This window comes from Mesorhizobium sp. M1227, from assembly GCF_040318315.1.
GTDB lineage: Bacteria > Pseudomonadota > Alphaproteobacteria > Rhizobiales > Rhizobiaceae > Mesorhizobium.
The window spans coordinates 1-20,555 of record NZ_JAMYLZ010000057.1 but is presented as its reverse complement, the minus strand read 5'-3'; the positions used below and the strand labels follow the sequence as shown (position 1 = coordinate 20,555).

Sequence of the window (20,555 nt, the reverse complement as noted above, 5' to 3'; positions counted from 1 at the left end):
CACATGCACGACGACCTTGAAGTGTGACGGCACATATTCCAGCACCTCGCGTTCATCATCGCTGATCCTGCGCAGCCGCTCGGAACCGCAGGCCGGGCAGGCGGCCAGTTCCAGGGGAGAAGCTCGTCGATGCGATTGGCTGGATGGTCGCTGACGCGGCCGATCAGGTCGGCGAGATAGGCCTCCGGATTGATGCCGTTCAACTTACAGGTCTGGATCAGGGTGTAGAAGACCGCGGCGCGCTCGCCGCCGGAGTCCGAGCCAAGGAAGGTCCAGTTGCGACCTCGACAAGAAAGCAGCGGCAAAGGAGCCCCGCCCAGAATTTATCCAGCAGTTCCCGGACTTGACCGACGTCCATACCGCAATACTTCGCTTCGAGTTATACCGGGTCGCCTTGCGCGACAGGTCGCCCGCCTTTGCCCCCGCCTCATGCTCACGCAGAACCGCAATGATCTGCTCTTCCGTGAACTGCTTTATCTTCATCAGTCCGTCCTTCGATCGAGGTCGGACTCTAATCTCACATGGAGGAAACTACCCGTGGCAGGTCAGATTAGGAAATCCTGAGCGTGAAAACGGAGATATTCCTGGAAAAGTTGAGATGCCTTAAGAAATTTTAGTTCATCGAGGCATCCGTGATCGGCCTGTCTGGGACAGTGACTCTTCCTTCTCGGCGTCAGCTAACATCTGACACATCCGCTCGGCACCAAGTCGAAGGTCATCACGGACCGCGGCGGCGGCCGCCAGGGGATCTCGAGCACGAATGGCTTTTAATAGTCTTACATGAGCGGGGAATGATCTGGTGGGCGCTTGCCTCGAGAATATTATGTTCAAGTGAGGCCCAAGGCGCATCCAGAGGCCGCGTATGATATCGAACGTTTCTGGCATCCCCGCCGCTTCATAGATTGTGAGGTGAAAGCGTTCGTTTACGCGGAGTAACAGCTTGTAGTCACTTTCTGCACTGGCAGTCTCCATCTCGCCTTGCATTGCTTCCAGTTGCAGAATTTGTTTTTCTGTCAGACGGTTAACAGCCTCCTCGGTGATGCTTGCCTCGAGGCTAATACGCGCGAGGTAAAGGTCTCTTACCTCGTGCGTGTTAAGGTGGGGCACCATCGCGGAGCGCTGAGTGCCCGCTCGCAGGATTTTTTCCGCGATGAGTCGGCTCATCGCCTCTTTGGCTGGAGTCATGCTGATATCCAGCATGGCGGCCACATCACGAATCGTAAGCTTTTCACCCGGTGCGAAATGGCCGCTTGTTAAAGCCTGGCGAAGGGAGAGGTAAGCGCGATCGGCAAGCGTCGGCGCCTTGTCGAGGGGCTTCAACTCCGAGCTTGAACTAACAACCATCTATTTGTTTCCCGTCTTGCAAACCGGCACGTCTCAGCCACAAATCTGGTTTAACGCAATCCGTGATACGGTTTCGTGCCCCAAACCAGGTCGGAGGACGCGCTGCAGTCGTTATTAAGGCTTTAGCCCGGCAAGAATGTTCTGATAGGCGCAGGCGAAAAGCTTGAGCAAATGCGTAAAGACTTTCGATGCATGGGCCGATGTCACCGGCCGAGCAGCCGCTTATCAACCAAGTTTCAGACATGCTGGAGCTTCCTCCAAGCGGTCCGGCCGAAATGATACGGGCTTCAGACTCTCTTTCTGTCCGATCGTCATTTCACCGCCGAGCACTCGTGTTAGCAGCCGACGCGCTATATCTTGAAATTGACACATGCCATTCGTCATGACAAGCGATACGTCACAATCGCCGCGACGAGGCGGACAAAGATTCCATCGGTGACCTCGAGCGCCAAAGCATCCTTACACGCAGCAATTGACCGATGCGGTGAATCTTGCCAGGCGCCAGGCCAACCGCTGAAGGCGGAGAGCCAATCCTCCAGGTTAGCGGTATTTGAGGTGCTTGAACCCTGGCGTTTAGACGGCAGTCGGCCGCGTTGTTGTACTTCGCGCTGTATTTTTCAGTGAACATATCAATCGCCGTTTCAACTGCTGAGCGTGTCGGCGCGCTGATAAATATCAGCCTGCACCCGAGAGCAGCACCTTGTTCAGGACATTGGCTGTCTTGTGCACCCCAGCAGCGTTGGTGCCTGGTGCCGGGAAACACCTCGTCGAGCGTCTTCCAGAAGCCGAGCGCGGCATCGTCGACGGCAATATCGGGCGGGCCCCACCGGACGCGTTTTCGAAGACCCCTCTCACCAATAATGGCTTTGCTCGTGTCTGCCGGCCAGCGTACTCGTCCCCGAGTTGGTACTCGACAGGGCCCAAGTTATCTCTCAGGAGGACAAGAACGTTGACATGCCAACTTTGTAATGACAAATTACAAAAAACATTAGGAGGCTAAAGTGAAACGATCGGTTGTCGTAACAGCGGGCGGCGGTGGAATTGGGTTGGCAATCGCCCAGCGATTTGCTGCTGAAGGGGACAGCGTTCACATATGCGATGTTGATGACTCAGCGCTCGAGCGGGCCGGCGGGGAGCGCGGCATCACCGCCCACCGCGCCGATGTTGGAAATCCTGGGGACATGGATCGACTTGTCGCCGATGTGTTGGCGCGAGACGGACGCATTGATGTTCTGGTCAACAACGCTGGTCTCGGCGGAGCGCGTAAGCCGGTCGAGGCCTTCAGCGTCGAAGAATGGCAACGAGTCTTCGATGTCAACATTCACGGCGCGTTCTATCTCGTGCGCGCAATCGTGCCCGGGATGAAAGAGCGGCGTTCTGGCGCAATCGTGAATATCTCCACGACCTCGGTGAAGATCGGCCTTCCGCAGCGCAGTGTTTATGTCGTCACTAAGGGTGCGCTCATGGCGCTCACTACTGCTCTGGCGAGAGAACTCGGGCCATTCGGAATAACCTGTAATGCCGTGCTTCCAGGTTTTGTCAACAACGCGCGCGGGAAGATGTTGTTGGAGGCTGCCGCCGCGCGAAACGGTCTGACGTCCGAGGAGCAATTAAGGCGGCGCCTGTCTTTCATATCAATGAGGCGGCCGGTCGGCGAAGGCGATATCGCGGAAATGGTCGAATTCCTTGCCTCGCCGCGCGCTTCAGTCGTCTCCGGACAATTTGTGTCTGTAGACGGGCACAACGAGTGGGAAGGCGATCCAATCTACTGATCGATAGCGTCGGGAATGAGGTAATGGAACGCGGTATCCTCACTTATTGCAGCACAATTTCGCCGTCACAATGCGACGGAAACGGGCATCTAAACGTGCAACATTTCGCCGCAATCTTCGATAGCGCGGTCGGCGTTTTCTACGCGCGCTGCGGTATGTCGTGGCGTTGGATGGGTGCGCGTAGCCTTGGAACGGTTGCGGCTCATCAAGCGACCACTTTTCTCGGAGAGCTGTGCAGCGGGGATGCCGTGGAGTGTCGCACCCGTTTGAACAGAGTCGGGAAGACTTCACTCACCTTTGAGCACATCCTGGTTGACGCCGAAACTCAACGCGTGGCGGCGCGCTTGGAAGCAGTCTCTGTGCTGTTTGGTCTTGAGACCAGAACGAAAGTGCCGATCCCGGATGATATTCGAGCCAGGCTGCTGCGGATATGCGAGTACGAGCCGGATTCTGAATCAATGAAGGTAGTAGAACCATGAGCAAGTCGAACCGCCCGGTGATCTTGACCTGCGCCGTGACCGGCGCGACAGACTTAAATCCGAAATATCCCCGCGAACTTGAGTATCCGGTCACGCCGAAGCAAATTGCAGCTGCATCCGTGGAAGCGACGAAGGCGGGAGCCAGCATCTGCCATATTCACGTGCGTGATCCGCAAACGGGCAAAGGCTCATACGATCCTGCGTTATATCGCGAAGTCGTGGATCGCATCCGCGATAGCGGCGTGGATGTCGTAATCAATCTCAGCTCAGGCGGAGGTTGCAAGTATTTCCCAGATGAAGCTGACGAAACCAATTCGACACCGGCCGCAAAAAGCTCGATGTGGACAATCGACCGGAGGACCCAGCATTTGGCGGATTCCCGGCCGGATATTTCCTCCCTGAACGTCACGTGTGGCCTTCAGGGAACTGGTGCGGGTGAGCACGTATACCTAAACACGACGCCAAGCCTTCGCGCGATGGGTGATCGATTCCGCGAGTTTGGCGTGAAGGCGGAGATCGAATGCTATAATCCAGGCGATCTTCTGCTAGCGCAGTCGCTCGTGAGGCAAGGGTTGGTGGACGGTGAGCCGCTTTACCAGTTCGCCTTGGGGATCAAGTGGGGAGCCCCGGACACGCTGGAATCCATGCAATACATGCGGTCTCAGCTTCCGAAAGAAGCCACATGGGCAGGTTTCGGCGTAGGGCGCAACCAGATGCCCATGCTTGCGAGCGCAGTTTTGCTAGGGGGCCATGGGCGTGTCGGATTGGAGGACAACCACTATCTCGACCGCGGGCGCTTCGCAACGAACCCGCTTCTTGTCGAGCGAGGAATCCAGATTGTCGATGGGCTGGGTGGCCGTGTGGCCACACCCGCCCAGGCACGCGAAATCCTTGGGCTCCGCAAAAACTGAAAAAGGAAAAACGGATGTGTGGGGTTTGCGGTTGATACCGGCAGAACGCTCACCGCTCTAAGGATTGAGGAGTACGATGGCACGTTCCGGATGTTCGGGAAGGAGCGTCGCTCCCGATTGCCAGACTTCTCATTGCTAATGCCGCGCTATGGCGGGCCATGTGCTGGACAGAATAGGCTACATTCCGAGGCTCCAATGATCAGCCATCAACTATACAGCGAGCGGGTCACTCTGGCGCCCGCGAGCCGTCCACCCGCGATCGAGGTATCGGGTCTCAGCAAGCATTTCGGGACGGTATGCGCCGTCGCAGATGTCGATGTCACGGGGCGGAAGGTGAATTTCTTTCAATTTTAGGCCCCAGCGGTTCTAGTAAGTCTACCCTATTGGGGTTGGTCGCCGGCCTGATTCAACCAACGGGCGGTCGCATTGTGATTGGATCGCGCGACGTCACGCACGTTCCTCCGGGGCAACGTGACATAGGGTTGGTGTTCCAGTCCTATGCGTTGTTTCCGAACATGACCGTGGCGGGCAACATCGCTTTCCCTTTGGCGGTTCGCGGCATCAGCAGGCGCGACATAAAGGATCGCGTGGAATGGGCGACCGAGCTTGTGCGCCTGAATGGCCTCGAGAACAGGAAGCCATCCCAGCTTTCCGGCGGTCAGCAGCAGCGCGTCGCCATCGCCCGCGCGCTCGTGTTCGGGCCGAAGCTTCTGCTCCTCGACGAACTGTTGGCAGCTCTCGACCGAAAGCTGCGAGAAGAGGTAGGGCTAGAGCTACGGCGCCTGCAAGGAACCTTGGGCGTGACTACCGTCCTGGTTACGCACGATCAAGATGAGGCAATATCGATGAGCGATCGCATCGCTGTGCTTGCGCAGGGAGTGATCCAGCAACTCGGTAGTCCGGCAGAGCTTTTTCGGCAACCAGCCAATCGCTTCGTCGCCGGGTTTCTCGGCGCCGCCAATCTGTTCCACGGGATCATTGCGCGAGAGAGCAATGGAGCCGTTCTTGCGCTAGACGGGGGAACGAGATTGCCGCTCGCCGGTGACTACCCATCACCCGGAAGACGCGCATCCATGCTCGTCCGGCCAGAGCGCATCTACCTCCAACCGGCGACCGAGGCCCCAGCCAACCGGTTTTGCATCGACTGCCACGTTGCCGACGTGGTCTATCAGGGCGAGATCGTCCGCTACGCGGTAGAAGCGCCGCCTGTCGGCCCCGTCATCGCGTCGTGCCAGCACGTGGTACCGCGGTTCTCTCCGGGGGATCGCGCATGTCTCTCCTGGAGGCCTGAGGATGCATGGCTCATCCAGGATAAAGAAGAATAACAGGCTGACCCCAGAGGAGGACCTTAATGAAAACGGCATCTCTTTCCTAAGCGACAGCTGCGCTGGTGATCTCCTGCTTGTCACTCGCTACAGTAATGCACCCCACTCCGGCGGCCAGTGAGCCCGCGAAGAAATACATAGCTGGAGACTCGGGAGGAGCAAGTCACGATGCTGCTGTCGAAGCCTTCTCCAAGCCGTTTACCGAACGCACCGGCATTCAAGTCGAATATATCTCGCCAACCAGCTTCGGCAAGCTTCGTGCTATGGTCGAATCGGGAAACGTCCCGGTCTCTCTATGGGACCTAAATGGCCGGACCTATGAGCAGGCGGTGTCTCTCGGCCTGCTGGAGAAGCTTAACTGGGACCAAATTAATCCCCTCCCCATGTTCCCGGAGATGCGGCGCGAATACGGTTTTGGGATGAGCTATTTCTCAACAGGCATGGCTTGGAAAAAGGGCACGGTACCGATTGAAACCTGGGAGGATTTCTGGAACGTCAACAAGTTTCCCGGAAAGCGCTGCCTGGCGGACCGGCCCGACTACGTGCTTCCGATAGCACTGCTGGCCGATGGCGTTCCGCTCAATAAGGTGTACCCACTCGATGTGGACCGAGCCTTCCGGTCCCTGGATATGAATCGCGCCCGATGTCTCCGTCTGGTGGACGTCGGGTCAGCAGCCTACGGAGCTGCTAGCGGACAATGAGGTGCCCTATTGCATGGCATGGAATGGTCGGATCATGTCGAAGCCTGGACTGGAGTGCGATTATAACCAGGCCTTGCTGGACATTACCTTCTGGGGCGTGCCAAAGGGGCGCCCGCCCCTCAGGTGGAGGCGGCCATGTTGGCGCTGCATGATTGGACCATCCCCGAGAAGCAGGCGATCTATGCGAAACGGGTCTTTAACCCGGCAACAGTCCACCGTTGACGGAGCATCTTTCTGACCAGCTCAAGGAAGAGGTGCCTACTTCGCCCGAAAACAAGGACCGCTAGCTCCTTTCGGATAGCAAGTGGTGGTTTCAGCATGGCGACGAAGTCGAGCGGCGTTGGCAGGAGTGGAAGCTTGCTCGTTAGCTTAACGCAGTGATCTGAACTTGAAGTCGCATCCGAAGTGGGAACGACGCAGGCACCGAGCGCAAGCTGTTTTCAGGTGGGCTCGGTGCCAAGCGTAAGGGTTTCATTCGCGAAAGTCGCGTTGCGTTGCGTCTCGCGATTTTTATGGAGCAGGAGAAGTGGGCATGAAGACTGGAAAGCTGCGTTTTGCTGTCATGCTGGCGCCGCTCGTGCTCTTCGTACTGCTCACATTCGATCTGCCGGTCTTGACGATGCTCGGATGGAGCTTTTCGAATCCGACTCCGACAGTGCGGCACTACTTGTATCTTTTCGAGACACCTGTCTATCTTAAAGGAATAGGCAAAACGCTGCGTATAGCGAGCCTGACGACGATCTCTTGCATCATCTTATTCCTATTCGGTGCGGAGTTCACTATTCCGAAACTTATGTTCAACAGACTTGAGATTCAGATTGATCCAACTGTCACAGCGGTTGCCACGCTGCTGATACTGTTCACTGTGGCGTCGCTCGGCTGCGTCGCGCTGCTAACTCGCCGCTCTGGTTTGCTGTTGAGCCGTTTCTGAAGAGGTTGCCCGAGGGCCGCGACCTGACCGAACAGCATCGATCAAGGAGATTTCTGCTAAGCCGCGATTTTTTGACGCTTCCGGTGAAACATTATCTTCCAAGCTTTCCAGACGGTGGAGGAAAACCAATAGAATTGCGGTGCGATTTCCCCCCACTCCGAGATTCTGTTTGACCTCGACCGCACGGCGGCACGTGTTGCCGACCTCCTACGCAGCTTCGGGTGCGACGAGGTCGCAACTGGCACCGGCCGAAAGCGGGGTGGTTGCGGTCATCCGGGGCGGAGCCGCAACGGGCAATCGCACCATCGGCATCCGGGCCGACATGGATGCTCTGCCTACCCTTGAGGCGACCGGTCTGCCCTACGCCTCGGCATGCAAGGCCGCATGCATGCCTGTGGCACGACAGGCATATGGCAATCCTGCTTCCCGCTGTGAAGCACCTTGCCAGAACCCGGGCCTTTCCCGGCACTCTGACCTATGTGGTGGACGGCCTCCGCTCCGGCATCGCAATGTGCCAAAGTGTGGTTGTCGAAAGGCACTGAGGGAGAACCGTTCATGGAGAAGGGTTAGCACAATCGGTCTGGATGTCGCGAAACACGTCTTTCAGGTGCACGGCGTGGACGCGGAGGGCGCGGTGGTTGTGCGCCGGAAGTTGCGTCGTGACGATGTCGTTGCATTCTTTGTGTCTTTGCCGGCATGCCTGATCGGCATTGAAGCCTGCGCAACGAGCCATCACTGGGCCCGCGTTTTCATGGGGCTGGGTCATAAGATCCGGCTGATGCCAGCCCTCCTGTATGAAGCCATATGTCAAACGGCAGAAGAATGACGCGACGGACGCGGAGGCGATCTGCGAGGCGGTGACGCGGCCGTCGATGCGCTTCGTTCCGGTGAAGAGCGAGGAACAGCAAAGTGTGCTGATGTTGCATCGAGTTCGTGAGCTTCTGGTCCGACAGCGGACCATGCTGGTGAACGCGCTGCGCAGCCACCTGGCCGAGTTCGGGATTGTGACGCGCCAGGGCATTGCCGGCGTCGGGATGCTGATCGGGCTCGCCGAAGACGAGAATAACGAGCTTATCCCGCCGGTTGCCCGGGCTGCGCTTGTCCCCTTGGTTGAGCAGTTACGGTTGGTGCATGAGAAGGTCCGTGAACTGGATCGTCAGATTCATGCCTGGCATCGCTCGATTGAACAGAGCCTGCGTCTGGAGACGATCCCCGGAATCGGTCCGATCACAGCCAGCGCGATCGTTGCAACCGTGACAGACACCTCCCTGTTCAAATCCGGCCGGCAACTCGCGGCTTGGCTTGGCCTCGTGCCGCGACAGAACTCGTCCGGAGGAAAGGATAGGCTCGGCCGGATCCAGCAAGCAGGGCGATCCCTATATCCTCGTATCGGATCGGGTCAAGCTGGTGAACCAGCTGCGCGGTCTTCTTGCCGAGCACGGCATCGTCATCCCGAGGGACATCACCCAGTTGCGACGTGGCCTCGCCGAGGTCATCGCAGGCTGCGATGACCGCCTCAGCGAGCTGGTGCGTTCTCTCATGAGGGATCTGCGGGAGGAATTGGCTGAACTGGATCGGCGAATTGCATCCTACGATCGCCGGATACGGGAAATCTTCCGCAACAGCGAGCCGTGCCAACGCCTCGGCAAGATCGAAGGCATTGGGCGGATAACGGTGACGGCATTGATTGCAGCTGTCGGTGACAGAACCTGCTTCAAGAACGGTCGCCAGTTCGCGGCGTGGCTGGGCCTTGTGCCGAAGCAGCGATCAAGTGGAGGACGGGCCCGACTGTTCGGCATCAGCAAACGCGGCGACCGTTATTTGCGCACGCTGATGATCCATGGCGCTCGCGCCGCTCTGGGTCGCGCCGGCGGCAAACAGGATCCGCGAAGCCTGTGGCTCGGCAAGTTGCGGCAACGGCGCCATCCCAATGTCGCGGCGGTCGCGCTCGCCAACAAGAATGCGAGGATCGTCTGGTCGATGCTCTCGGGTAATGCTGCCTATCAGCCGGACCTGTCGGTGAAAGCAGCCTGACGGTCCCTGGAGAGCGAGAAGGAGGTCCCACCTCGGCAATTGCAGCAAAATGGCAGGAGATGGCGAAACGGTCACCCCGTCGCTTCCAGAACGTGGTGTGTGGACCGGCACGGCTTCGGCCGATGTCTGGGGGCCGTTGAGGTGGAAGCGGGCGAAAACCCATCGAGCTCGCGGCGCTGAACATCGAGCCGCATGAAGAAGCCGGATATACGTCAGCAGTTGTGACCATCAACCGGATTCAGCCAACCTGTTGCAATCGGGCGGGGTCCATATACGTCCATACATGCCACTGAGTTTTTCCTTCACCTGGAGTTAGAGTGCGCCTCGATTGAAGGACGGACAAATGAAGTGGAAGAGGTTCACGGAAGAGATGGGGTATCGGTTCAGCTCGCTGAATGCCCAACGCCTTTCCGGATGACGGCGTTCACCTGAAGCACAGAGCCGACCTGGCAAGAGCAGATCTGCATGCGCGCGCTTGGGGGTCATCGATCGTCGGCCTGTAGGTGACTGTCGTGACGGGTTTAATACAGGCATGGTCATGAGCGACGGCAGATTGGATCGGTCCGAACCGCCCCGAGGACGAGGCGGTGCAGATCGGCCAGGCTCTCGCGCAGGCTCTTATGCAGCCGCAGGAGCGGCTCAAAGATCGCCAGTCGCAGCACGCCGCTGCCCTTCCTCCACAAGTTAGGGGCCTAGGACCAGTGTTCGCCAAATGCTGAGCCTGTTGAGAACATTCAACGCAGTCCCGGCCGAGTTTCAGCTCAGGCTCTTTGATCAGTCTGCTCTCCAGCCTCATTGAGGCGGCGCTGTTTGCGTCGGGTGGCGGGGCCCATGCCGAAATGAGCCCGAAAGGCGCATGAGAAATGGCTGCGGTTGGAAAAGCCCGTGGCAAGCGCCACCTCGACGAGCGGGAGGTTTGACTGTCGCAGAATCTCGTCGGCCTTCTCTAAACGCAGAGACCGATAAAACTGCATTACGCTCTGTTCCAGCTGTTCCTTAGCCAGCCGCTCCAATTGTCGCGCCCCGATACCGCTGAGGTGGGCCAAATCCTCCAGCCTCAGCGGGTCGGCGATGTGGCTAGTCATCAACTCGACCATGGCGACCAGGGCGGGATGGTGTAGATCGTACTTCCGCACCGGGTCCAACTGCTGCGGAGCCTCGGCCTGCCTGATGCCGGTGTGGATAAACCACTCGCTGACCGCACGCGCCAGTTCCACACCATGATCCGAGGCGATCAGTGCGTGGGCCATGTCCAGCGGGGCCATGCCGCCCGCGCAGGTGAAGCGGTCGCGATCGATGACGAAGAGCCGCCGCTCGATGAGCGCCTCGGGATAGACCCCGCGCATCGCGTCGATGTGTTGCCAGTGGATCGTGAACCGGCGCGACGACATGACACCGGCCGCGGCCAGGATCGCCGCCCCGCCTGATATCCCGCCCAGTGGCACCCCCGAACGTGCAAGACGGCGCAGCCAACCCAGAATCCTGCCGTCGCGATAAATCAGCGGATCCCCACCAGCCACGACGAAGAGAATGTCGAAATCAGTACCTGCTTCCGAAACAGGTTCTGTTTCGAACGCGCCCGAGACCGAGCTCCGCATCCAGCCGCCGCGAGCTGAAATGAAGCGGAACTCGTAAAGGGGTCGTCCGCTAAGCAGGTTGGCGGCGCGCAGCGGCTCGACCGCGGAGGCCGCGGACATCAGAGCATAGCCTTCGATCAGCAGGAAGCCGTATCGATGCGGACTGCCGTGACGATTTTCGTCAATCATCCTGTGGGAATCCTTCCATCCATACATCCTGCTCATGTCCGAAAAGCGTTCACGGATGTCAATTTCAGAAACAGCGCTTTGCTGTTGCCGTGACATAGTCTCGGCAGTTCAAGGAGTTATCGCAATGAAATTTTCGGGCTTCCGCGTCTTTGCTGAAGCGCTTAAGGGGCATACCGGTTGGCGGCCGCTGTGGCGGAATCCCGACCCCAAGCCCTTCTATGATTACGTGATTGTCGGCGGGGGCGGTCATGGCCTGGCGACGGCCTATTACCTGGCGACGAAGTTCGGCCACTCCCGCGTTGCCGTGCTGGAGAAGGGTTGGCTCGGGTCCGGGAATGTGGGGCGAAACACGACAATCATTCGGTCGAACTACCTGCTTGCCGGCAACGAACCCTTCTACGAGTTCTCGATGAAGCTCTGGGAAGGGCTGGAGCAGGAGTTCAACTTCAACGCGATGGTCTCCCAGCGCGGCATTATCAACCTCTTTCACACGGATGCGCAGCGCGACGCCTTCCGCCGGCGTGGCAACGCCATGATGTTGGCTGGTGCGGGCGCCCGTCTGTTAGGCCGGGAGGAACTGCGCGCCATGGTTCCGTTCCTGAACTACGACAACGCCCGCTTCCCGATCAAAGGTGGCCTGATGCAGCAGCGTGCGGGTACCGCGCGGCACGACGGCGTGGCCTGGGGCTATGCCCGCGGCGCCGACAGTCACGGCGTGGACCTGATCCAGAATTGCGAGGTGACGGGTTTCCGGATCGATTGCGGCAAGGTGCGTGGCGTGGAGACATCGCGCGGCTATATCGCCGCCGACAAGGTAGGCGTGGCGGTGGCAGGCTCCTCGGGCCGCGTGATGGCAGTGGCCGGAATGCGGCTTCCGATCGAAAGCCATGTCCTGCAGGCCTTCGTCACGGAGGGGCTCAAGCCCACCATTTCGGGAGTGATCACGTTCGGGGCGGGCCATTTCTACATCAGCCAGTCCGACAAGGGCGGGCTTGTCTTCGGCGGAGATATAGACGGCTACAATTCCTATGCCCAACGCGGCAACCTGCCGGTGGTAGAAGACGTCGCTGAAGGCGGGATGGCGTTGATGCCGATGATCGGACGGGCGCGGCTCCTGCGCATGTGGGGCGGCGTCGTGGACATGTCGATGGACGGATCGCCGATCATCGACCGCACGCATATTGACGACCTGTATTTCAACGGCGGCTGGTGCTATGGCGGCTTCAAGGCGACGCCTGCGAGCGGTTACGCCTTCGCCCATCTTCTTGCCACCGGCTCTCCCCACGAAATCGCGCGCGCCTACCGGTTCGACCGGTTCGCACGCGGCCATGTGATCGACGAGCGCGGTGCCGGCGCGCAGCCCAACCTCCACTAAGGCCGTCCGATGCTAATCCCCCATCCATTGTTGGGCCCGCGCGATGCACGGGAATTTACGTATCTGGGCGATGCGCGGATGCTCGACCGTCCGGATTCAAATGCGGCCGATGCTGAGGCCGCTTTCTGCGATTACGTCTTCCTGCGCGATAATCCCGCGGGCGTGCATCGAGAGTTGTGGTTCCACGAACAGGGCGACCGCTCCTGGCTAGTGGTCACGCGCGACACCGTTACCCATGAAGTCCTCGGTGCAGAGCTGGCGAGGGATGTAGCGCTTGCACGGAAAGGGAGTGGAGCATGACGCGTCTATCAGGTGGGCTGATCGACCGCTCGCGGGCCCTGAGCTTCACCTTCGACGGCAAGCGCTATCACGGCCATCCCGGCGACACGCTCGCCTCGGCGCTCCTGGCCAACGGCTTGCGTCTGATGGGGCGCAGTTTCAAGTATCACCGCCCACGTGGGGTGCTGTCTGCTGGGTCGGAGGAACCGAACGCCTTGGTAGAACTGCGCTCGGGCGCGCGGCAGGAGCCTAACACACGCGCGACAACGGTCGAACTGTTCGACGGACTGGAGGCGCGCAGCCAAAACCGCTGGCCTTCCCTCGGGTTCGACGCGTTGGCCATCAACGACCTGTTGTCGCCCTTCTTCACGGCGGGCTTCTACTACAAGACCTTCATGTGGCCGAAAGGCTTCTGGGAAAAGCTCTATGAGCCCGCCATCCGCAAAGCGGCGGGCCTCGGAAGCCTCTCGATGCGGCCGGACCCCGACGCCTATGACAGGGGTTACCTGCATTGCGACCTGCTGGTCATCGGCGGGGGTGCGGCCGGGTTAGCGGCGGCGTTGACGGCGGTGCGCTCCGGCGCGCGTGTGATACTGGCCGACGAGGATTTCCGCCTGGGTGGGCGGCTTCTCTCCGAGACGGAAACGCTGGACGGAGCACGAGCCAGCGACTGGATCTCCGCGTTGGAAGCCGAATTCGATTGCTTGCCGAATATTCGGGTGAAGCGGCGTACCACGGTGTTCGGCGTCTATGATCACGGAATTTATGGCGCAGTGGAACGGGTTTCCGATCACCTTCCGGAGCCGGGCGACCGTGTGCGCCAGACACTCTGGCGCATCACGGCCAAACGCGCCGTCCTGGCAGCAGGTGCCACAGAGCGGCCCATCGCCTTTGCCGACAATGACCGTCCAGGGATCATGCTGGCAGGCGCGATGCGGGCTTACGCCAATCGCTGGGCGGCAGCCCCGTCCGAGACGGTTGCCGTCTTCACCAACAATGACGACGGTCATCGCACCGCGCGCGATCTCGCCGCCAAGGGCGTCCATGTCTCCGCCGTGATCGACGCGCGCCCTAAGGCGAAGGCTTGCGGTGACTACCGCCTGATCGCGGGGGGCATGGTGACCGGCTCGCGCGGACGGCTGGGCCTGACTGCGATCCAGGTCCACGCAAACGGCAAGTTCGAATGGATCGATTGCGGCGCAATGGGTGTGTCTGGCGGCTGGAATCCGAACGTGCATCTCTTTTCGAATCATCGCGGGCGGCCGGTCTGGAACGATGCATTGCAGGCGTTCCTGCCCGGTGAAGATGGGCTTTCTGGCTTGCTTCCGGCGGGCGCAGCAGCAGGACATCTTTCGACGGCTGCGGCGCTGCGTTCGGGCTCGGAAACGGCGAAGTCAGCGCTGCAGGAGATTGGGATCGAGCCGCGGTTGCCTGATCTACCGCGCGCTGAGGAGGAAGGCTACACAATTGCGCCCATCTTCCACGTGCCAGGCAAGAAACGCGCCTGGGTCGATTTCCAAAACGACGTGACGGTGAAAGATATCAAGCTCGCCCATGCGGAGAACATGCGGCCGATCGAGCATCTGAAGCGCTACACGACGCTGGGCATGGCGACGGACCAGGGCAAGACCGCCAATGTGACCGGTTTGGCCGTGATGGCGGAGCTGACCCAAAGGTCTATCCCCGAAACTGGAACGACGATCTTCCGCCCGCCCTTCACGCCCGTCGCGCTTTCGGTGCTGGGCGGTGGCGATACGGGCCCGCATTTTCAACCGCGCCGCCTTACGCCGACCCACTATTGGGCAGAAGCCCAAGGCGCGGTATTCGTTGAAGTCGGCCAGTGGATGCGTGCCCAATATTTTCCGCGTGCAGGTGAAACGCACTGGCGCCAGAGCGTCGATCGTGAGGCCAGGGCCGTGCGCAGCGGCGTTGGTCTGTGCGATGTGACGACGCTCGGTAAGATCGATGTCCAGGGCGCGCACGCGGGCGAATTTCTCAACCGGCTCTACAGCAACATGATGGCCACGCTGAAGATCGGCCGAGTCCGCTACGGACTTATGCTGCGCGAAGACGGATTTGCCTATGACGACGGCACCTGCGCGCGGCTGGCCGAGGATCATTATGTGGTCACCACGACGACCGCCAACGCCGGTCTGGTCTACCGCAACATGGAATTTGCGCGGCAGTGCCTCTGGCCGGAGCTTGACGTCCAGCTGATCTCCACGACCGATGCCTGGGCGCAGATCGCCGTCGCCGGGCCGAAATCGCGCGCCCTGCTCGCCCGGATCGTTGATGGGTTCGACTTGTCGAACGAGGTCTTCCCTTTCATGGCATGCGCGGCGCTGACCGTCTGCGGCGGCTTGCGCGCACGGCTCTTCCGCATCTCGTTTTCGGGCGAACTCGCCTATGAAATTGCGGTTCCCGCACGACACGGCTACGCGTTGATGGAGCGGCTGATGGAACTGGGTGCCGATCTCGGAGCGACGCCCTACGGCACCGAGGCGCTGGGCGTCCTGCGGATCGAGAAGGGCCATGCCGCCGGCGCCGAGCTGAACGGACAGACCACGGCCGCCATGGTCGGACTCGGCAACATGGTGTCGCAGAAGAAGGATTCCGTCGGCGCCGTGATGTCGCGGCGCGAGGGCTTGGCAGGCGATAAACGCCGTCTGGTGGGACTGCAGCCCTTGGATCCGGCCGGCAAGGTGGTCAGCGGCTCGCATCTTTTTGCCGAGGACGCGCCGCAGAATCTCGATACCGATCAGGGCTGGATCACCTCGGCCTGCTACAGCCCGCATGTAGGCTCGATGATAGGGCTCGGTTTTCTTGAAAAAGGCGATGAACGGCTGGGCGAGGTGATCGTGGCCGCGAACCCTCTCGAAAGCGAAAGCGCGCGCCTGCGCGTCGTGCCGGCGCATTTTGTCGATCCTGCTGAAGGAGCACGTCTTCGTGAGTGAGCTGAGACCCATCACAGCGTTCGGTGCCGCACAACCACGCCTCGCATCGTTCGGGCTGTTGGAGATCCGCGAGAACTCGGATTTGGCGCTTGCCTCTCTGGCACTGCGCTTCGGAACCGTTGAGCCCACCCCGTTCGGTCTCACTCTTCCCAGACCCGGCCGCTGGGTTGAAGGGCAGGGGGTTGCCGCCCTATGGACCGGACCGGGTCAGTGGATGGTCGAGCACGAAGGCCGCGCCGAGCTGGATTTTGCCGCGGAGCTGAAGCAGGTGGCCCCCGGCTGCTCGGTGACCGAGCAGACCGATGGTTGGGTCGCGTTCGAGATCGTTTCGCGGGCCGGCTCAAGGTCTCTCGAGACATTGCTGTCGAAGCTTGTCAACCTCGATCCCGCGGACCTTGACCCAGGCCGCGCAACGCGTACCGGTCTTGAGCATATGAGTTGTTTCGTAATCCGCCGCGGCGAAGCTCATGTTGCCGTGCTGGGCGCGCGCTCGTCCGCCGGATCGCTCTGGCATGCGTTGGAAACGGCGGCGAAGCGGCTGGAGGAAAAGGTCACATGACCGCCCACATCATCGACGGCAAAGCGACCGGGGCGCAGCTACGTTCGAGAGTGGCTGAGCATGTGGCCTGGCTCAAACAGCAGCACGGCATTACGCCGGGGTTGGCTGTGGTTCTGGTAGGCGACGATCCGGCGTCGGAAGCCTACGTGCGCAACAAAGGACGGCAGACTATCGAAGCCGGCATGAACAGTGTTGAGCACAAGCTGCCTACTGAAGCGTCTCAGGCCGATCTGCTTGCTCTAGTCGAGCAGCTGAATTCCGATCCGGAGATTCAGGGTATCCTCGTCCAGCTCCCTCTACCCAGGCATCTAAACGCCGATCTTGTGGTCAATGCGATCGATCCGGCAAAGGATGTCGATGGGTTTCACATTTCGAATGTCGGGCTTCTCGGCACGGGACAAAATGCGATGGTGCCGTGTACCCCGGCGGGGTGCCTGATGCTGCTGCGCAGCTGTCTGGGCGATCTGGCCGGGCTCGAAGCAGTAGTCGTGGGGCGGTCGAACATCGTCGGAAAACCAATGGCGCAACTCCTGCTCAACGACAGCTGCACCGTAACCATTGCTCATTCCCGTACACGCGATCTAGCATCAATCTGTCGTCGGGCCGATATCCTCGTGGCCGCCGTCGGCCGCGCGGAGATGATCCCCGGTGACTGGATCAAGGCAGGCGCGACGGTAATCGATGTGGGCATCAATCGCATCGTGCGGGATGGCAAGCAACTCCTGGTGGGCGACGTGGACTTCAGCAGCGCGGCGGAGAAGCGGGCGCGATAACGCCAGTGCCGGGAGGAGTAGGTCCCATGACCATCGCCTGTCTGCTCGCCAACACGGTCATGGCCAGCTGCCGTTCTCACGCGCTGCCCGCGCCCGAGGGGCTGACCTTATGAGCCCCTTCCCTTCGGGCAGTCTCGCTGACACGCCCGAACGGATCTGCTTTGCACGCACGAGAAAGTTCGATATGGAAAAATACTGCCTGACTGTCACCTGCAAGTCCAAGCGCGGGATCGTCGCCGCCATCGCAGGTTACCTCGCCGAGAACGGCTGCAACATTACCGACAGTTCGCAATTCGATGATGCGCAAACGGGCAATTTTTTCATGCGCGTGAGCTTCATCTCCGAAGAAGGCGTTGACCTTGACCCGTTGCGCAGCGGGTTTGCCGACACCGCCCAGGCGTTCGGAATGGAATGCGCCTTTCATGACGAGACCCACAGCATGAAGGTCATTATCATGGTCTCGCACTTCGGGCATTGTCTCAACGACATCCTATATCGGTGGCGCATCGGAGCGCTACCCGTCGACATCGTGGCGGTGATCTCCAACCACCTGGACTATCAGAAGCTCGTCGTGAACCACGATATTCCGTTCCATTTCATCAAAGTGACGAAGGAGAACAAACGCGAAGCCGAAGCACACCAGATGCGCATCGTCGAAGAGACCGGCGCAGAGCTGGTCGTACTTGCCCGCTACATGCAGGTGCTGTCGGATGAGATGTGCGAGAAGATGTCAGGCCGCATCATCAACATCCACCATTCGTTCCTTCCGTCCTTCAAAGGGGCAAACCCCTACAAGCAGGCGTTTGAACGCGGCGTGAAGTTGATCGGTGCGAGCTCGCACTATGTCACCGCCGATCTCGACGAGGGTCCGATCATCGAGCAGGACATCGTACGCGTCACTCACGCCCAGAGCCCGTCAGACTACGTCTCGCTCGGCCGCGACGTCGAAAGCCAGGTTCTCGCACGCGCCGTACATGCCCATATCCACCGCCGCGTCTTCCTCAACGGGAACAAGACCGTGGTGTTCCCCGCTTCACCGGGCTCGCACGCTTCGGAACGGATGGGATGAGAGCATCCGCAGCCAGCGTCCGGCCCGCACAGGAGCCCGATTAGGTGGTCTCGCCTCGCTCGACCACTACGGTTCGCTGTGGACCGTCCCTGACGCAATCGGCATATCCGCCGCGCCGCAGAGGCCTCGTTCGCGCGATGAGCTTTCGGCGGCCTGAAGCGGCGATCTGGTTGCCTTTGCGATGCGTTTTCCTAAGCCTCATCAGGTGCCGGCGGTGATCCGTCATGATGGAAGGCGAGGGTTTGCGGGTTGAGGTCAGCGGGTTTGTTTCGGACGTCTGCGCCGCATTGTTTATGTCGCGAGTTGCGGGATGCGACTGAGGACGATGCGCAGGATGCCCTGGTCGGGACAGGATGTCGGCAGGTGCAGGCGAATCTGGGTTTTCATCTCGACCACCCGCGCGGCGATCTTGATGAGGCGCAATCGCAGGGTGTCGAATTGCGCGACGGCAAAACTCGAGCGCTTCGGCATCGCGGCGCGCAGGCCCCACATCAGCCAGTAGGCGCCGGCATGCAGGAACAGCCGGAACTGGTTGGCCGTCGCGCTTGAACAGGATGTGCGGTCGGCGGCCAGATGCGTCTTCCAGAACTTGATGTGGTTCTCGGCCGCGCCGCGCCGGCAGTTGACATCCTCGTAAAGCGCCTTGGCCTTTCCACCGGCGAGGTTGGTGACGATGAAGCGGCTATCGGCACCCCGACCTCGACCCGGGCGATGATACGCTCGACGCGGCTCTTGCCCGTCTTCGCCGACGCTTCGAAGCGAGCCGTCGTACTGGTCTCCACGTCCGCGACATGCTTGCGCAGGGTCGTGGTGGGTGCCAGGCCGAGGATGAAGTCGACGTCGTTGGCGCGGCACCAGTCAATGACCTGGGGCTGCAATAATGGCTATCGCCGCGGATCAGGATCCGGGTGTTCGGCCAGTTGCTCCGGATCGCCCGCACGAGGCGGCGCAGGTGAGCGCGGATCTCAGCCCCACTCGGCCGCTTGGCCGGTCGCAACACCGCGCTGACGAACCGTCCCGCACCATCGAACACCACGATCGGCTGGAAGCCGTATTCGTCGTAATGGGCATTGAACAGGCGCAATTGCTGGCCGCCATGTAGGGCGTCAAAGGTGTCGTCGACGTCGAGCACGATCCGCTTCGGAACCTGCCGGAACGAAGCGCAATCGACGTCGACCATCGCCCGGCCCATCGCGACCAGCTCCCGCACGCCGGGCAGATTCTCCAGCCGGCAGATCGTCGATTGAGACGCCAGGTCCCGACCCGAAGGCAGCACATCCTGGGCCATCCTGAAGACCGGATCGGAGCGCAGCCGGTTGGCGTCGTTGCCATCCTCGTAGCCGGCGGCGATCATCTTCATGCGAAAGCCGATCATATCTGCCAGGCTGTGGACGACCTGGTCCGGGCAGCGCGGATCATCGATGCAGCGCGCCAGACGGTCAGCCACCCGGAGCCGCTTTTCCACCTCGGCCAGAGCGAGAACCCCACTGTTGGACGACAGCATGCCGCCGTCGAAACGCGCGACGACGGACTTGCCGCGAACAGATGACAAACCGGTCAGCGGCAGCGTAGGACCATTCTTGGCGGGTGTGCTCTCCGGGAAATGGCGCGGATCGGCGTAAGCAACAAAATCCTACCTCATTTCAACGGCTTGCACCACATCCTCCAACCCCCCATGAATTTTTCAGGTTAGTTGGCAAGCACTTCACCGCGGCATTTGTGGCGGAGCAGGAATTATCCTCATCGACCGCTATGCATCTGCTGCATCTCGCCGCCAGATGACAACGATATAAAAACTGCATTTGACGGAAGCCGCTAGGGCGGTTGAATGTCTGCCTGACCCAAAGTCCGGAAAAGTGAGCGACGGCTTCTAATATCGGGCCGATGCGTACTGTTCCGAACCAAACCACTACATGGCAAATCATTTGAGGTAAGATATGGTGACGATGCCCTCAGCGATACCTCTGACCGGTACCCCCTTTCCGAGGTCAGAGTACGGTCGTCGGCAGCATAACGTACAAGCGGCAGTGGCGAGCGCGGGGCTAGACGCCCTTGTGGTGACTGCCCATGGTCATCTTCGGTATCTCAGCGGATACGATGGCAGTGGTGGATACTTCGCACCGTTTCCTTTGATCATGGTGCCCGGGCGGCCGCCAATATATGTCGTACGACAGTATGATGAGCAAGCGGTTCGTTGGTATAGTTGTATTGATGAGATAGTTACTTACACCCACCAGGAAGATTTTGGGAAAGTGTGTGCCGACGTGCTTCGTCGGTATGGCT

At 60.2% G+C, this 20,555-nt stretch carries 16 protein-coding genes and 6 pseudogenes; 15 read left to right on the top strand and 7 right to left on the bottom strand.

All coding sequences use genetic code 11. The features are described from left to right. From NKH28_RS32470 to NKH28_RS32455, 5 genes and pseudogenes are all read right to left on the bottom strand, one after another. Positions 1 to 66 (bottom strand): hypothetical protein (locus NKH28_RS32470; protein WP_502906692.1); only part of this gene is annotated, 66 nt, incomplete at its 3' end. Positions 67 to 95: 29 nt separating this feature from the next. Beyond that, a pseudogene (locus NKH28_RS32465) lies at positions 96 to 281 on the bottom strand (transposase domain-containing protein); the annotation flags it as partial. 50 nt (positions 282 to 331) lie between these two features. Then, positions 332 to 483, bottom strand: a pseudogene (locus NKH28_RS34600) (IS3 family transposase); the annotation flags it as partial. A 135-nt stretch (positions 484 to 618) separates the two neighbouring features. Continuing rightward, positions 619 to 1,344, bottom strand: a complete 726-nt coding sequence (locus NKH28_RS32460; RefSeq protein WP_352981275.1) for a GntR family transcriptional regulator — start codon at positions 1,342 to 1,344, stop codon at positions 619 to 621. Positions 1,345 to 1,924: 580 nt separating this feature from the next. Further along, positions 1,925 to 2,161, bottom strand: a pseudogene (locus NKH28_RS32455) (transposase); the annotation flags it as partial. 184 nt (positions 2,162 to 2,345) lie between these two features. On the opposite strand from NKH28_RS32455, the gene NKH28_RS32450 reads away from it, so the two are divergent. From NKH28_RS32450 to NKH28_RS32410, 8 genes and pseudogenes are all read left to right on the top strand, one after another. Beyond that, positions 2,346 to 3,116 (top strand): SDR family NAD(P)-dependent oxidoreductase, encoded by a 771-nt coding sequence (locus NKH28_RS32450; RefSeq protein ID WP_352981274.1) that lies wholly within the window; start codon positions 2,346 to 2,348, stop codon positions 3,114 to 3,116. Positions 3,117 to 3,139: 23 nt separating this feature from the next. Then, on the top strand, positions 3,140 to 3,595 hold the full coding sequence (locus NKH28_RS32445) for an acyl-CoA thioesterase (RefSeq protein ID WP_352981273.1): 456 nt from the start codon (positions 3,140 to 3,142) through the stop codon (positions 3,593 to 3,595). After that, positions 3,592 to 4,506 carry a beta-keto acid cleavage family enzyme gene (locus NKH28_RS32440; protein WP_352981272.1) on the top strand — a complete coding sequence of 305 codons (915 nt, stop codon included), beginning with the start codon at positions 3,592 to 3,594 and terminating at the stop codon, positions 4,504 to 4,506. The genes NKH28_RS32445 and NKH28_RS32440 overlap by 4 nt, the downstream gene beginning before the upstream one ends. A 296-nt stretch (positions 4,507 to 4,802) precedes the next feature. Next, complete coding sequence (locus tag NKH28_RS32435; RefSeq protein ID WP_352981271.1) at positions 4,803 to 5,831, top strand: ABC transporter ATP-binding protein; 1,029 nt, start codon at positions 4,803 to 4,805, stop codon at positions 5,829 to 5,831. 95 nt (positions 5,832 to 5,926) lie between these two features. Next, positions 5,927 to 6,532 carry an extracellular solute-binding protein gene (locus tag NKH28_RS32430; protein ID WP_352981270.1) on the top strand — a complete coding sequence of 202 codons (606 nt, stop codon included), beginning with the start codon at positions 5,927 to 5,929 and terminating at the stop codon, positions 6,530 to 6,532. Between the two features lie 532 nt (positions 6,533 to 7,064). Next, positions 7,065 to 7,463 carry an ABC transporter permease subunit gene (locus tag NKH28_RS32425; RefSeq protein ID WP_352981269.1) on the top strand — a complete coding sequence of 133 codons (399 nt, stop codon included), beginning with the start codon at positions 7,065 to 7,067 and terminating at the stop codon, positions 7,461 to 7,463. Positions 7,464 to 8,001: 538 nt separating this feature from the next. After that, positions 8,002 to 8,846 (top strand): annotated as a pseudogene (locus tag NKH28_RS32415) (IS110 family RNA-guided transposase); the annotation flags it as partial. Positions 8,847 to 8,870: 24 nt separating this feature from the next. Further along, the gene (locus tag NKH28_RS32410) at positions 8,871 to 9,497 is read left to right on the top strand and encodes an IS110 family RNA-guided transposase (RefSeq protein ID WP_352981268.1); all 627 of its coding nucleotides are present in this window, start codon (positions 8,871 to 8,873) and stop codon (positions 9,495 to 9,497) included. A gap of 761 nt (positions 9,498 to 10,258) precedes the next feature. On the opposite strand, the gene NKH28_RS32405 is transcribed toward NKH28_RS32410, so the two are convergent. Then, on the bottom strand, positions 10,259 to 11,359 hold the full coding sequence (locus tag NKH28_RS32405; protein ID WP_352981267.1) for a GlxA family transcriptional regulator: 1,101 nt from the start codon (positions 11,357 to 11,359) through the stop codon (positions 10,259 to 10,261). Positions 11,360 to 11,387: 28 nt separating this feature from the next. On the opposite strand from NKH28_RS32405, the gene NKH28_RS32400 reads away from it, so the two are divergent. From NKH28_RS32400 to purU, 6 genes and pseudogenes are all read left to right on the top strand, one after another. Then, on the top strand, positions 11,388 to 12,638 hold the full coding sequence (locus NKH28_RS32400) for a sarcosine oxidase subunit beta family protein (RefSeq protein WP_352981266.1): 1,251 nt from the start codon (positions 11,388 to 11,390) through the stop codon (positions 12,636 to 12,638). A gap of 9 nt (positions 12,639 to 12,647) precedes the next feature. Then, positions 12,648 to 12,938: a sarcosine oxidase subunit delta gene (locus tag NKH28_RS32395; RefSeq protein WP_352981265.1), complete on the top strand. Its 291-nt coding sequence runs from the start codon at positions 12,648 to 12,650 to the stop codon at positions 12,936 to 12,938. Then, positions 12,935 to 15,871 carry a sarcosine oxidase subunit alpha family protein gene (locus tag NKH28_RS32390; RefSeq protein ID WP_352981264.1) on the top strand — a complete coding sequence of 979 codons (2,937 nt, stop codon included), beginning with the start codon at positions 12,935 to 12,937 and terminating at the stop codon, positions 15,869 to 15,871. Before NKH28_RS32395 ends, NKH28_RS32390 begins: the two co-directional genes overlap by 4 nt. Next, positions 15,834 to 16,430, top strand: coding sequence for a sarcosine oxidase subunit gamma (locus NKH28_RS32385; RefSeq protein ID WP_352981263.1), 597 nt, complete (start codon positions 15,834 to 15,836; stop codon positions 16,428 to 16,430). Before NKH28_RS32390 ends, NKH28_RS32385 begins: the two co-directional genes overlap by 38 nt. After that, a pseudogene (gene folD / locus NKH28_RS32380) lies at positions 16,427 to 17,316 on the top strand (bifunctional methylenetetrahydrofolate dehydrogenase/methenyltetrahydrofolate cyclohydrolase FolD). The gene NKH28_RS32385 and the pseudogene folD overlap by 4 nt, the downstream one beginning before the upstream one ends. A gap of 71 nt (positions 17,317 to 17,387) precedes the next feature. After that, complete coding sequence (gene purU, locus NKH28_RS32375) at positions 17,388 to 18,272, top strand: formyltetrahydrofolate deformylase (protein ID WP_352981276.1); 885 nt, start codon at positions 17,388 to 17,390, stop codon at positions 18,270 to 18,272. Positions 18,273 to 18,563: 291 nt separating this feature from the next. On the opposite strand, the pseudogene NKH28_RS32370 reads toward purU, so the two are convergent. After that, a pseudogene (locus NKH28_RS32370) lies at positions 18,564 to 19,839 on the bottom strand (IS1380 family transposase). Positions 19,840 to 20,209: 370 nt separating this feature from the next. Here NKH28_RS32370 and NKH28_RS32365 point away from each other — a divergent pair. Further along, on the top strand, positions 20,210 to 20,555 hold a 346-nt coding region (locus NKH28_RS32365; protein ID WP_352981262.1), incomplete at its 3' end, for an aminopeptidase P family N-terminal domain-containing protein.